The organism is Dokdonia sp. LLG6352-1, from assembly GCF_045055815.1.
Taxonomy (GTDB): Bacteria; Bacteroidota; Bacteroidia; order Flavobacteriales; family Flavobacteriaceae; genus Dokdonia; species Dokdonia donghaensis.
The window spans coordinates 2,803,500-2,817,900 of the sequence record NZ_CP159329.1; the positions used below are offsets into that span (position 1 = coordinate 2,803,500).

The 14,401-nt window shown below is 39.8% G+C and carries 9 protein-coding genes; all 9 read left to right on the forward strand.

Going from position 1 to position 14,401, the window contains the following annotated elements; genetic code table 11:
- Positions 1 to 18 precede the first annotated feature (18 nt).
- Positions 19 to 3,471 carry a pyruvate carboxylase gene (locus ABVM49_RS12540; protein ID WP_405202229.1) on the forward strand — a complete coding sequence of 1,151 codons (3,453 nt, stop codon included), beginning with the start codon at positions 19 to 21 and terminating at the stop codon, positions 3,469 to 3,471.
- A gap of 252 nt (positions 3,472 to 3,723) precedes the next feature.
- Entirely contained in the window at positions 3,724 to 4,725 is a 1,002-nt protein-coding gene (locus tag ABVM49_RS12545; RefSeq protein ID WP_405202230.1) for an NADP-dependent oxidoreductase, read from the forward strand.
- Positions 4,726 to 4,854: 129 nt separating this feature from the next.
- The gene (locus ABVM49_RS12550; protein ID WP_405202231.1) at positions 4,855 to 5,802 is read left to right on the forward strand and encodes a tRNA dihydrouridine synthase; all 948 of its coding nucleotides are present in this window, start codon (positions 4,855 to 4,857) and stop codon (positions 5,800 to 5,802) included.
- A 48-nt stretch (positions 5,803 to 5,850) separates the two neighbouring features.
- Positions 5,851 to 8,028 (forward strand): B12-binding domain-containing radical SAM protein, encoded by a 2,178-nt coding sequence (locus ABVM49_RS12555; RefSeq protein WP_405202232.1) that lies wholly within the window; start codon positions 5,851 to 5,853, stop codon positions 8,026 to 8,028.
- A 140-nt stretch (positions 8,029 to 8,168) separates the two neighbouring features.
- Positions 8,169 to 9,911 (forward strand): glycosidase, encoded by a 1,743-nt coding sequence (locus tag ABVM49_RS12560; RefSeq protein ID WP_405202234.1) that lies wholly within the window; start codon positions 8,169 to 8,171, stop codon positions 9,909 to 9,911.
- Positions 9,912 to 10,061: 150 nt separating this feature from the next.
- Positions 10,062 to 11,612: a M20/M25/M40 family metallo-hydrolase gene (locus ABVM49_RS12565; RefSeq protein ID WP_405202235.1), complete on the forward strand. Its 1,551-nt coding sequence runs from the start codon at positions 10,062 to 10,064 to the stop codon at positions 11,610 to 11,612.
- Positions 11,613 to 11,637: 25 nt separating this feature from the next.
- Positions 11,638 to 12,528, forward strand: coding sequence for a dienelactone hydrolase family protein (locus ABVM49_RS12570; protein WP_405202236.1), 891 nt, complete (start codon positions 11,638 to 11,640; stop codon positions 12,526 to 12,528).
- A gap of 84 nt (positions 12,529 to 12,612) precedes the next feature.
- Positions 12,613 to 13,095, forward strand: a complete 483-nt coding sequence (locus tag ABVM49_RS12575; RefSeq protein ID WP_405202237.1) for a nuclear transport factor 2 family protein — start codon at positions 12,613 to 12,615, stop codon at positions 13,093 to 13,095.
- 11 nt (positions 13,096 to 13,106) lie between these two features.
- The gene (locus ABVM49_RS12580; RefSeq protein ID WP_405202238.1) at positions 13,107 to 14,366 is read left to right on the forward strand and encodes a nitrate/nitrite transporter; all 1,260 of its coding nucleotides are present in this window, start codon (positions 13,107 to 13,109) and stop codon (positions 14,364 to 14,366) included.
- The last annotated feature ends 35 nt before the right edge of the window (positions 14,367 to 14,401 follow it).

The window sequence follows — 14,401 nt, forward strand, 5'->3', positions numbered from 1 at the left end:
AACAACCTATTTTACACAATGAAAATTAAAAAAGTCCTCGTCGCAAATCGCGGGGAGATTGCTATTAGAGTACTGCGTGCCTGTACAGAACTTAATATTGCAACCGTAGCTGTCTACACCTATGAAGATAGATACTCACAACATCGCAACAAAGCAGATGAGTCTTACCAGATAGGAGCAGATAATGAGCCGCTCAAACCCTATTTAGATATGGATCAAATCATTGATCTAGCAAAATCTAAAAATGTAGATGCCATTCACCCCGGCTACGGCTTCTTATCTGAAAACTCAGAATTTGCAAGAAGATGTGCAAAAAATGGCATTATATTTATTGGCCCTGAGCCAGAAGTAATGGATGCACTAGGTGATAAAATCACCGCAAAAAAAGTAGCACAATCTTGTGGAGTACCTATAATAGAGAGTAATAAAAAAGACTTAGATTCACTAGAAACTGCCCTAAGTGAAGCTAGAAAAATAGGATACCCAGTAATGCTCAAAGCTGCCTCTGGTGGCGGTGGTCGCGGTATGCGTATCATACGTAAGGAAGAAGATTTACAGCTTAGTTTTGACTCTGCACGTAATGAGGCGCTCAACTCTTTTGGAGATGATACAATGTTTTTAGAAAAATATGTAGAAGATCCAAAACATATAGAAGTACAAATAGTAGCAGACACACACGGTAATATAAGACACCTTTATGAACGTGATTGCTCTGTACAGCGCAGGCACCAGAAGGTGGTAGAAATGGCTCCTTCATATAACTTATCACAAACGCTACGCGATAACCTTTATAAGTATGCTGTAGCTATTGCTACAGAGGTAAATTATAACAACATAGGTACTGTAGAGTTTCTCGTAGATGCAGATGATAATATTTACTTCATCGAGGTTAACCCACGTATACAAGTAGAGCACACAGTAACCGAAATGGTTACAGGTATTGACCTTGTAAAGACACAAATCTTTGTGGCTGGTGGTTATAAACTATCAGATAAGCAGATAAAGATTTATGGACAAGAGTCTATAGGTACTTACGGCTTTGCAATACAGTGTAGACTTACCACAGAAGACCCTACTAATAAATTTACACCAGATTACGGAAAGATAACAACCTACCGTAGCGCCTCTGGTATGGGCATACGTCTAGATGCCGGTAGCATTTATCAAGGGTATAAAGTGAGTCCATTTTTTGATTCGATGCTTGTAAAAGTATCTGCTCACGGAAGAACGCTGGATGGTGCAATACGTAAGATGGTGCGCGCCTTAAAAGAATTTAGAATACGTGGTGTAGAGACCAACATTCATTTTCTTCAAAATGTCATACAGACAGATGTTTTTAAAAATGGAGAGACCACAGTAAATTTCATTCAGAATACTCCTTCCCTATTTAATATTAAACTTTCTCAAGATCGTACCTCTAAGGTTGTTCAGTTTCTGGCAGATGTGAGTGTAAATGGTAATAGTGATGTAAAAACAAAAGATCCAAAAAAGGTATTTACAACCCCAAAAGTGCCACTTTACAGCCTGTCTGATCCGTTTCCAAAAGGGACAAAAGATATGCTTACAGAGCTAGGTCCAGAGGTATTTTGTAAGTGGTTACTAGAGGAGAAAAAAATACACTTTACAGATACCACAATGCGTGACGCACACCAGTCTTTACTGGCAACGCGTATGCGCTCTTATGATATGCTCAAAGTAGCATCAAGTTTTGCAAAAAATCACCCTAACACCTTTAGTATGGAAGTATGGGGAGGTGCAACCTTTGATGTATGTATGCGATTCTTACACGAGAGCCCTTGGACACGTTTACGAGAGTTACGCAAGGCAGTACCTAACATCTTGTTCCAGATGCTCCTTCGTGGATCTAATGGTGTGGGTTACAAAGCATATCCAGATAACCTTATAGAAAAGTTTGTAGAGAAGTCTTGGGAGAATGGTGTAGACCTCTTCCGTATTTTTGACTCTCTTAACTGGGTAAAAGCGATGGAACCTAGTATACAATACGTGCGTAATCTTACAGGAGGAATAGCCGAAGGTGCTATAAGTTATACGGGGGATATTCTAGATACTAAGCAAACTAAGTACAACCTCAAGTATTACACACAACTTGCAAAAGACCTAGAAAATGCTGGGGCACATATGATTGCCATTAAGGATATGGCAGGATTATTAAAACCATATGCCGCGACAGAACTTGTTACAGCGCTTAAGGACACGGTAAATGTACCTATACACCTGCACACACACGACACGTCTTCTTTACAAACAGCTACTTACCTCAAGGCCATTGAGGCAAATGTAGATGTGGTAGATGTAGCTCTAGGAGGACTTTCTGGATTAACTTCACAACCTAACTTTAATGCTGTAGTAGAGATGCTTAAGTATCAAGATAGAGAACACCCATTTGAGATGGAAAAACTCAATCAGTTTTCAAATTATTGGGAAGATACGCGTGAGCTCTACTACCCTTTTGAGTCTGGACTTAAAGCCGGAACGGCAGAAGTCTTTCAGCACGAGATACCAGGTGGGCAGTACTCAAACTTGCGCCCTCAGGCAACTGCTCTAGGTCTTGCAGATAGGTTTACTGAGGTAAAAAAGATGTATGCCGCTGTAAATAAAATGTTTGGCAACCTAGTAAAGGTTACGCCTAGTTCTAAGGTGGTAGGTGATATGGCCATTTTTATGGTGACCAATAACCTCACACCAGAAGATGTGATGGAGCGTGGTGATACCATTTCCTTCCCAGAGTCTGTTATAAACTTCTTTAAAGGAGATCTAGGTCAGCCAGTAGGTGGTTTCCCAAAAAAGTTACAAGCCATTATCTTAAAAAATAAAGAAGCTTATACAGATAGACCTAATGCACACCTTGCGCCAGTAGATTTTGATAAGGAGTATAAAGTCTTTACAGAGACCTTCCAAAAAGGGTTTACCAGACCACTAGAGATAGAAGATTTTCTATCATATATGCTCTACCCAAAGGTTTTTGAGCAAGCACACGAAAACTATAAGAAATACGGTAACCTAGCGCTCGTACCTACTAAGAATTTCTTCTTTGGTATGAAACTAGGTGAAGAAACACTCATTGAGCTAGAACCTGGAAAAACGGTGATCATCAAATTACTCTCTATTGGTATTCCTAATGATGAGGGAATGCGCACGGTATTCTTTAAAGTAAATGGAGAAAATCGTTTTGTAGAGGTACACGATACTTCCCTTAATATCAAAAAGGTAGAAAACATAAAAATCGATCCAGATAATGAAAACCACATAGGCGCTCCATTACAAGGCTCTCTGTATAAAGTACTGGTCAAAAAAGGGCAAGAAGTAAAAGAAAATGACCCACTTTTTATAATAGAAGCTATGAAAATGGAAACTACCGTTGTTGCCTTTAAAGATGGTACAGTACAATCTATAATCGTGACAGATGGAACAATGGTGTCTCAAGATGATCTCGTTGTAACTCTTGAATAAGCCACCCCCTGCATCTCACAATTTTTGGTGAGATACTCGGTAAAGCCGCCTCTTGACAGGCGGCTTTTTTTGTTCTCAATAGTACAATTACTTTTATAGTTTGTGAGTCCGCTTTCGCGAAAGCGTAATAAAACCCCATCTCAAAAGTACCTTAACTTCATATTTACAACCGGCGTTAAATAAAACCTAATATCACCTAGGGAATAGGAATTATACAACACAACTTGTACTTTAAATTAAAACTAAATCGATATGAATACTACAAAAGTTATACTACTTAAAAATAGACCGAGCGGCAAACCGTCATCTAGTGATTTTGAATTTACAGAAGAGCAAGTACCAGAAATAAATGATGGTGAGATACTCTTAGAAACTACATACGTCTCTGTAGATCCTTACCTAAGAGGAAGAATGCAAGATGCAAAATCTTACGTACCGCCTTTCGAGCTTAATAAGCCTATACACTCTGGTGTAGTGGCAAAAGTTATAGCGACCAAAAATGACAACTTTAAAGAAGGAGATTATGTATCTGGGATGCTAGACTGGAAAGAGATACAGAAATCTACTGGAGAAGAATTACATAAAGTGTCAAAAGACAATGCTCCCCTACCCGCATATCTTGGTACTCTAGGTATGACCGGTCTTACTGCATACTTTGGCCTTAAAGAAATAGGAAAACCTAAAGAAGGAGAAACCATACTCGTATCTGGTGCAGCAGGCGCCGTAGGAAGTATCGTAGGGCAAATAGCAAAAATAAAAGGCTGCCGCGTGGTAGGTGTTGCAGGCTCTGATGAAAAGATAGAAAAGCTTAAGAAAGATTTTGGCTATGACGATGGCTTCAATTACAACACAGAAGATGATCTAAACGCTGCTATACAGAGAACCTGCCCAGATGGTGTAGATGTGTACTGGGATAACGTGGGAGGAGAACTCTCAGACGCTGTATTCTTTAATATCAACCAGAAAGCACGTATTATAAACTGCGGTGCAATTGCCGTGTATAATGACAATAAAGTCCCTACAGGTGTGAGTCCGCAGGTGTTTTTAATAAAGAATAGTGCCTTGATGCAAGGGTTTATAGTGTCTAATTATATGGATTCTTTTCCAGAAGGAGTACAACAACTTAGTAAGTGGTACGGAGAAGGTAAACTTCACCACGAAGATACTATTGTAGAAGGTTTTGAAAATATACCGCAAGCGTTTATAGACCTCTTTGATGGTAAAAACACCGGTAAGATGCTCGTTAAGATATAGCCGAGATAACACCTATTATTATTGCACCCCTATGTAAGGCACAATGTCATACATAGGGGTGTAACTTTTTGTGCAAAATAACGAGACTAAGGTGTATTAAAATTATCTTCGCAGCAGATACTAGTTTTAATGAGTTACCACCTCCTTTCTTCGCCCTTACAGGGGTTTACAGATTTTCGTTTTCGTAATGCACAACAAAAATATTTTGGAGGTATAGACACTTACTATGCTCCTTACATACGACTTAATAAAAAACAAGTTATAAAAGGCTCTTACCAGCGAGACTTAAATCCAGAAGTAAACACATCGCTAGAGGTCATCCCGCAAGTAATGACGGCAGACCCAGATGACTTTATTTTTGTAATTAAATATATACAGTCGCTAGGTTATAAAGAACTTAACTGGAATCTAGGCTGTCCCTACCCTATGGTCACAAAAAGCGGTATGGGATCTGGACTTATTTGCAATACAGAAAAAATAGACCACATACTTGACCGTGCGCATACGGAAACAGATGTTACCATCTCAATGAAAATGCGACTGGGTTATGAAAGTCCAGGAGAGATTATAGATTCTTTTCCTATTCTTGAAAAATACCCGCTCAAGAGTGTGGCTATACACGCACGTCTAGGTAAGCAATTATATAAAGGCGGAGTAGATCTTGAAGGTTTTCAAAAATGCATAGACACGGCAAAACACAAATTATATTACAACGGTGATATCACAACGGTAGCACAGTTTAGAAAAATGAGAGCGCGCTTCCCTTCTATCGAGCATTTTATGATAGGTCGCGGTCTTATTGCAGATCCTTTTTTACCAAGTATGATTAAGGCAGATACTACTGCCTATCCAGAAAATAGATGGGCAATCTTTAGAGAGTTTCACGATGAGATTTATGCACAATATGATGCTGCCCTCTCTGGCCCCACTCCTATCAAAATGAAAATGCAAGGCTTCTGGGAGTTTTTTGCACAATCTACACACAACCCACAGAAGGTTTTTAAGGCTATAAAAAAAGCAAGCAACCCTATGAAGTATCAAAAAGCCGTAGGAGAAATAATCGCAGCACAACGATAGTAAGATATTAAACTATCTTTGCACCTCACAAAAGAGCCTCTCAATCTATTGGAAGACGTATTTCTCATAACACCACCCTTTACACAGCTTAACACGCCATACCCGGCAACAGCATACATAAAAGGTTTTCTTAATACTATAGATATTACAAGCTACCAGATGGATCTGGGTATTGAGGTAATACTCAATTTATTTACCAGTGATAGCTTTCAAGAAATATTTGATAGTGTAAAAACACAAGACCTATCACTCTCAGAAAATGCACAGCGCATACTCGCACTTAGTACGCAGTACGTGCAACCGCTAGATAGAATAATTGCCTTCTTACAAGGTAAAAACCAGACGCTTGCTAGACTCATTTGTACAGATAACTTCTTACCGCGTGCCTCTCGTTTTGAGCAACTAGATGATCTCTCTTGGGCTTTTGGTGAAATGGGAATGCAAGACAGAGCAAAGCATCTTGCTACCTTGTATCTAGAAGATTTATCAGATTTTCTAGTAGAATGTGTAGACCCAAATTTTGGCTTTAGTAGATATGCAGAACGTCTAGGTCAAAGCGCAAATAACTTCGACGAATTATATAACGAGTTACAGCAAGAACTCACATATATAGATGAGATAACCATTGGGTTGCTAGAAGCCCGCTTTCGCGAAAGCGTTCCAAAACTAGTACTACTCTCAGTACCTTTTCCCGGAAATTTATACAGCGCCCTAAGATGTGGTGCTTACATCAAAGAAAATTACCCGGAGGTAAAAGTGGCTATGGGCGGCGGGTTTCCTAACACAGAGCTGCGCTCTATTACAGATACCAGAGTTTTTGAGTTTATAGATTTTATCACTCTAGATGATGGCGAGCTACCTGTTGCACTGCTCATAGATGCAGTGATACATAAAGTAGAAAACCCAACCTATAAACGTACGTTTCTCATAGAAAATGGTGCTGTGGTTTATAAAAATAACACGGCAAGACAAGACTATAAGCAAGCACAAGTAGGAACTCCAGATTATAATGACTTGCTACTAGATGAGTATATCTCTGTGATAGAGATTGCAAACCCTATGCATAGCCTCTGGAGTGATGGTAGATGGAACAAACTCACAATGGCACACGGCTGCTACTGGGGTAAATGTACTTTTTGTGATATCTCACTAGACTACATAAAGATTTATGAACCTGTTGCAGCACGCACGCTTGTAGACCGTATGGAAGCGCTTATCGCTCAAACGGGCGAAAACGGTTTTCACTTTGTAGATGAAGCTGCTCCTCCGGCTCTTATGAAAGCCGTAGCATTAGAAATACTGCGAAGAGGGCTTGTAGTAACCTGGTGGACAAATATTAGATTTGAAAAAAACTTTACTGCAGATCTATGTTTACTTCTTAAAGAATCTGGATGTATTGCCGTGTCTGGAGGGCTTGAAGTAGCTTCAGATAGGCTGCTTAAACTTATAGACAAAGGTGTGACGGTTGCACAAGTGGCACAAGTTACTCGTAATTTTACAGCGGCAAACATTATGGTGCACTCCTACCTTATGTATGGATATCCCACACAGACGGTACAAGAAACGGTAGATAGCCTTGAGATGGTAAGACAGCTCTTTGAGTTAGGTATTATACAATCTGGATTTTGGCATCAGTTTGCGCTTACAGCTCACAGTCCCGTAGGGCAAGATCCAGAAGCATATGGTGTGACACCCCATTATAATGAGATTACCTTTGCAAATAATGATGTAGACTTTACAGATAGCACAGGGATAGACCACGCTAGCTTTAGCTACGGACTCAAGAAATCGCTCTTTAATTATATGCACGGTATAGGCTTCGATATGCCGTTACAAGACTGGTTTGATTTTAATATCCCTCCATCTACTATAGATCCATATTACATAGAAGACTGTCTCAACACAGAGGCAAAACTAAGTGTAAAACCTACGGCAAAAATAGTTTGGATAGGTACAACGCCTATCGTGAGTTACTTCTCAAAGAAAAAGAGACAGCTTGCCACACTCCTATTTCACACCACAAGTGACGAGTTTACAATTACTCTCAGCGAGGAAGAAGCGAGATGGCTTATTACTATACTACCGGCTCTAATCCCTCAGAGTGAGCAGTTAATGACTTTCTCAAAACTTAAAAGCTCGTATGAAGAACAGTTTGAGCACTTTGAGCTTTTTTGGTTTTCAAAACCTCTGGAAACACTTAAAGAAAAAGGACTTTTAGTGTTGTAACTTCTTTTTATAGCTTAGTACAGGTACTGTAGCATACAACATTATAATTGTAGGTGCATATCTATTTGTGACTAGCAAAGATTCTTTATTTTTAACTACTCAAACACGGTCTTTACCTGTTAACACAAAGAACTACCGATATGGCAAAAAATACTTCGCAAATCCCTAACGGCGTTATGCTTAACGCATATCCAGATAGCATAGGTACTAACCTCAGTGATATCGTTGCATTGCTTCAAGAACCAGCGCTTAAGGATGTATTTTCGTTATTTTACGTCTTACCTACCTTTTTTAATAGTGATTTAGACAGAGGGTTTTCTATCGTAGATTATAATATTAATAAAGAGCTTGTCTCTCAAGCAGATCTTGACGCACTTAAAGAGCTAGATATTATGCTCAAATTTGATATTGTGCTCAACCACCTTTCTGTAGGTTCTCCACAGTTTAAGGATATATTAAAAAACGGTGACGCATCACCTTATAAAGACTTCTTTATAGACTGGAATAACTTCTGGAAAAATCATACCGCAACTTATAAAGATGGCGTTGCAGTTCCAGAAAAGCAATATCTCGATAAGTTATTTATGCGTAAGCCAGGCCTACCTGTGCTTAACGTACTTTTTCCAGACGGCACAGAGCACCCTTACTGGAATACCTTTTACCAAAAAATTACCCTACAACCCATTACTCTTGAAGACATAGCACATCTAGGTCTATCACAAGATGATAAAGATCACACTATAACTCTTATTAATGACACCATTGAGGCAGGAGGAATACTAGAGGAATTACGCTTTCGCGAAAGCGTACAACCCCACAAGCAAGATGTATTAAACATAGTACATAAAAATAGATCATACCTGGGCCAGATGGATGTAAATGCAAATGCGCCAGAAGTATGGGATTTTTATGATGAAACACTGCGCAAGGTGGCAAGTTTTGGATGTAAGATACTACGTCTTGATGCCTTTGCTTACTTACATAAAGAAGTAGGACAGACTAACTTTTTTAATAAACCCGGCACCTGGACCTACTTAGAGCGCATACGCCAGATTGCCGAAAAGTATGATCTTACCCTTTTACCAGAAATACACTCAGAGTATGGACTAGGTTTACACGACGAGGTGGCAAGCGAGGGATATCAGATTTATGATTTTTTCTTTCCGGGTCTAGTGATTCATACCATTGAGACTGGTGATAATACGGCGCTCACAAAATGGGCAACAGAAGTTGTTACAAAGGGCTATAAGACAGTAAATATGCTAGGTTGCCACGACGGAATCCCTGTTTTAGACCTTAAGGGCATCATAGATAAAGAAGGAAATACACACCAAGGACTACTTAAAGACCAAGAGATTGAGCATATTATAGATACGATACTTGACCGTGGTGGTCGCGTTAAAAATATATATGACCCAGAGGGTAATAAAATCTCATACTACCAAGTAAATGCAACCTTTTACAGTGCGCTAGGTGAAGATGATAATAAGCTACTACTGGCAAGAGCGTTACAAATATTTATGCCAGGTATCCCACAGGTGTGGTACCTAGACCTCTTTGCAGGTAAAAATGACTATGCCGCCGCAGATGCTGCCGGGACAGGTGGTCATAAAGAGATAAACCGCACAACTCTTACTCAAGAAGATATTGCATCTGGCTTACAGAAACCAGTGGTACAAATGCAACTAGCGATGCTACGATTACGTAACACATCTCCTGCTTTTAATGGTACGATGGCTATATCAAACAGTACTACAAACGAAATGGGTATCACGTGGTCTAATGATGTAAACAAGGTTGTATTACAAGCAAACCTTAAAACAAATCGCTTTAAAATCTCATACCAAGAGAATGGTGAGAACGTAGTTATCACTAATGAGTAGGGCGAATTTTGCTTTCGCGAAAGCGGCAACTTTATCCCTTAAACTTTAAGCACCGGCTAGTCATTACAAAGCATATATGAGGTTAATTGCCTCTTTTTCTAATTGAGTTTGATTTATCATTCGTAACTTCTACGTCTAAAATCAATCCAAATGAAAATACGTATTACTTCACTTGTACTTTGTATGCTTATGGGCTCAATACTCACAGCTCAGAGAGACAATGCTACGGTGCAGGCTTTAATAAAGGAAGCCACACAAAATTCACAGTTAGAATCGCTTGCCCACCAGATCACAGATGTGCTTGGTCCAAGACTTGTGGGTACACCACAAATGCAAGCTGCAAATGACTGGGCTGTACAACAATACGCATCTTGGGGTATAGAGGCTCGCAATGAGCAATGGGGAGAATGGCGAGGATGGGAACGAGGAATTTCTCACATAGATATGCTTGAGCCCAGAGTACAGAGTTTAAGAGGTACGCAACTAGCCTGGAATCCAAGTACTTCAAAGGAAGGTGTTACTGCAGAGGTTATCACCCTACCTACTATTAAAAACGCAACGGAGTTTAAAAAATGGCTGCCAACAGTAAAGGGTAAGATTGTTCTTATTTCAAAACCGCAAATCACGGGACGCCCAGATTATAACTGGGAAGAGTTTGCTACCGAAAAGTCGTTTGCCAAAATGAAAAAACAACGGGACTCTCTATCAAACTTATGGAATGACAACATACAGCGCACGGGATACACTAGTAGAGGTTTACCAGAAGCATTAGAAAATGCAGGAGCCGTAGGTATCGTAACTTCGAACTGGTCAAGAGGTTTTGGAGTTAATAAGATATTTAGTGCTAGAACAAAAGAAATACCTACCGTAGATCTTGAACTAGAAGATTACGGTATGCTTTATAGACTATCTGAATCTGGTAATACTCCTAAAATAAATATTACAGCAATCTCAAAAGAACTGGGTACCGTACCTACATTTAATACCATAGCAGAAATAAAGGGAACAGAAAAGCCAGAGGAGTATGTCATATTATCGGCTCATTTTGACTCTTGGGATGGTGGTACAGGAGCTACAGACAATGGAACGGGTACTCTTGTAATGATGGAAGCTATGCGTGTACTTAAAAAAATCTATCCTAACCCAAAACGTACTATACTAGTAGGTCATTGGGGAAGTGAAGAACAAGGGCTTAATGGCTCAAGAGCCTTTGTAGAAGATCACCCAGAAATTGTTGAAAAAGTGCAAGCATCATTTAATCAAGATAATGGTACAGGTCGTGTTGTGCGCCTTAATGGTGGCGGGTTCTTACGTAGTTATGATTATTTAAACAGATGGCTAAATGCTGTACCTAAGGAAATAACAGATGAGATAGAAACTACATTTCCTGGTGCGCCAGCACGAGGAGGGTCAGACTACGCTTCATTTCAAGCTGCTGGAGCTCCAGGGTTTAGTCTCAGTAGTTTGAGCTGGTCGTACTGGAATTATACGTGGCACACTAACCGTGACACTTATGACAAAATAGTTTTTGATGATGTACGCAATAATGTAATCCTTACTGCAATACTTACATATATGGCCAGTGAAGACCCAGAATTTACCTCTCGTGAGCAAGCAGTGCTCCCACTAGATAGAAGGTCTGGTAAACAAAGAGAATGGCCTACGCCTCGTTCTCCCATAAGAAAAGGAGGACTTGATTAACTCATAATAATTAAACACCTATTATATGAAACCACTACGCAAAGAAGATATCTCACAAGAAGTTTTTGACCTTTATGATGATTATGCTCATAATAAAATAGATCGCAGAGTTTTTATTGAGCGATTATCTGTATTTGCTGTAGGTGCGGTGACCCTTCCAGCACTCTTGAGTTTTATAAGTCCAGATTATGAGACTACACAAACGGTCCCAAAAAATGATCCTACCATAGAAAGTGTATTTATAAACTATGACTCACCAAAAGGTGGTGGGTCTATCAAGGCATTATATAGTAAACCTGCAAATGCTTCTGGCAAATTACCAGGGGTCATAGTGGTACACGAGAACAGAGGTCTTAATCCTTATATAGAAGATGTAGGCAGGCGTACTGCAAAGGCAGGGTTCTTATCACTAGCTCCAGATGCACTATCACCGCTGGGCGGCTATCCTGGTAATGATGATGAGGGTCGTGCAATGCAACGCAAAAGAGATAGACTGGAAATGCTAGAAGATTTTATTGCTGCATATCACCATCTCAAAAACCACAAAGATTGTAATGGCAAGGTTGCTGTTGTAGGCTTTTGTTTTGGCGGATGGATTTCTAATATGATGGCAGTACTCGTCCCAGATCTTGCTGCTGCGGTCCCATTTTATGGTAGACAACCAGAAGATGAGCAAGCCGCAGAGGTAAAAGCACCACTACTACTTCAATATGGTGGCCTTGATGAACGCGTTAACGCTGGATGGCCTGCTTATGAAAAAGTACTCACAGCAAATAATATCCCGCATACAGCACATTTTTATGAAGGTGCAAATCACGGTTTTCATAATAACACAACACCTAGATATGATGAGAAGGCCGCAACCCTAGCCTGGGATAGAACAATTGCCTTTTTTAATAAGTATCTTACAGCCTAATCGCTGTATACTTAGAATGCAAGAATAGCAAACCGCTATAGTTGTTATATAACCTTAATGACGCTTTCGCGAAAGCAAAAAAATATGAATACCATAGAGACATTTTATAAATCATTCCAAGAAGGTAATGCTAGCGGGATGACTGCTTGCTATCACGATAATATCGTATTTTCTGATCCTGCATTTGGAGAGCTTCAAGGCAATCGAGCAAAAGCTATGTGGCATATGCTTATAGAGCGCTCAAACGGGGCTATGACTATAGATTATAGTGATGTCCAAGTTTCTGGTAATACAGCAACAGCAAAATGGACGGCTCATTATACCTACGGCCCAAAAAAGCGAAAGGTTGTAAACCACGTCCAAGCGGCGTTTGAACTTCAGGATGGAAAGATTATAGCACATCACGACACCTTTGATATGTATACGTGGTCAAAACAGGCACTGGGCACTCCAGGATTACTTTTAGGCTGGACAGGCTTTATGGGTAAAAAAATCCAACAGAAAACAAACGGCTTACTCGACGGTTACATAAAGCGTAATAATTCTAAAAACTATCAAGCTATTTAATACACAGCTCTGTGCAAAGTACCACACGTTATCAATCTCCTTTTTACATTATACTACTTGTACTAGCTGGCGAGGCAGTATTTATACTTCCTTTTGTACTAGCAAGAGTTTTTAGAGCAACAGTGCTTGACGTATTTCAAATTACAAATACAGAACTAGGTTATTGCTTCTCCATTTATGGGATTGTTGCTTTAATATCATATATAATAGGCGGCCCACTCGCCGATAAATATCCGCCAAAAAACCTAATGGGTATAGGTCTTATACTCACAGCTCTGGGCGGGATAGTGTATGCTAGTAATCCATCATTGCTCACACTGCGGGTACTTTACGGTTTCTGGGGATTTACGACTATATTTTTATTTTGGGCTGCGATGATTAAAGCTACACGTGTATGGGGTGGAGCTAATAATCAAGGTAAAGCCTTTGGCTTTTTAGACGGCGGTCGTGGTCTGGTAGGCGCATCTTTTGGGTTGCTTGGGGTTGTTATCTTCTCACTTTTTATAGTAGAAGATAATGTAGCACTTACAAGTGCACAACAAGTAGAAGCTTTCCAAACTATTGTATATGCCTCTTCTGCTATAGTAGCTCTGGTAGGTATTATTGTACTCTTATTTTTGAAAACTAATGTGACTCAACAAGAAAATAACAAGCAAACCATTACGCTAGATGCTATAAAAACAGTCCTTAAACTACCATCTGTGTGGTTACTTATGATCATCATTTTATGTGCCTATGTAGGTTATAAAATCACAGACATCTTCTCTCTTTATGCAAAAGATGTGATGAATTATAGCGAGGTAGACGCCGCAAAGACGGGTACATTTTTACTATTTATAAGGCCGCTAGTGGGTGTTATCGTTGGATTTCTGGCAGATAGGTCGCGTGCCTCACTTTACCTATGTATGGGTTTTGCACTATCTATTATAGGAGCCATACTTTTTGCATCAGACATACTTAGTGAAGATACTACCGTACTTTTCTTCTTAACCATCATCATCACAGCTCTTGGAGTTTATGCAGCACGAGTCCTCTACTTTGCTGTTATGCAAGAGGGTAAAATACCGCTTAAGTTAACCGGTACGGCGGTGGGTATTATCTCTTTTATAGGCTATACTCCAGATATTTTTGCAGGGCCTATGATAGGCTATTACCTTGATGGTATTCCTGGTAAAGAAGGTCACTTTGCTGTTTTTTGGATGCTAGCCATCTTTTCGGCGGTGGGGCTTGTGGCGTCTATTGCCTTTTATAGATTTGCTCGTAGGGAGTAAGATTACGCTTTCGCGAAAGCGTCCTAAAAACTATT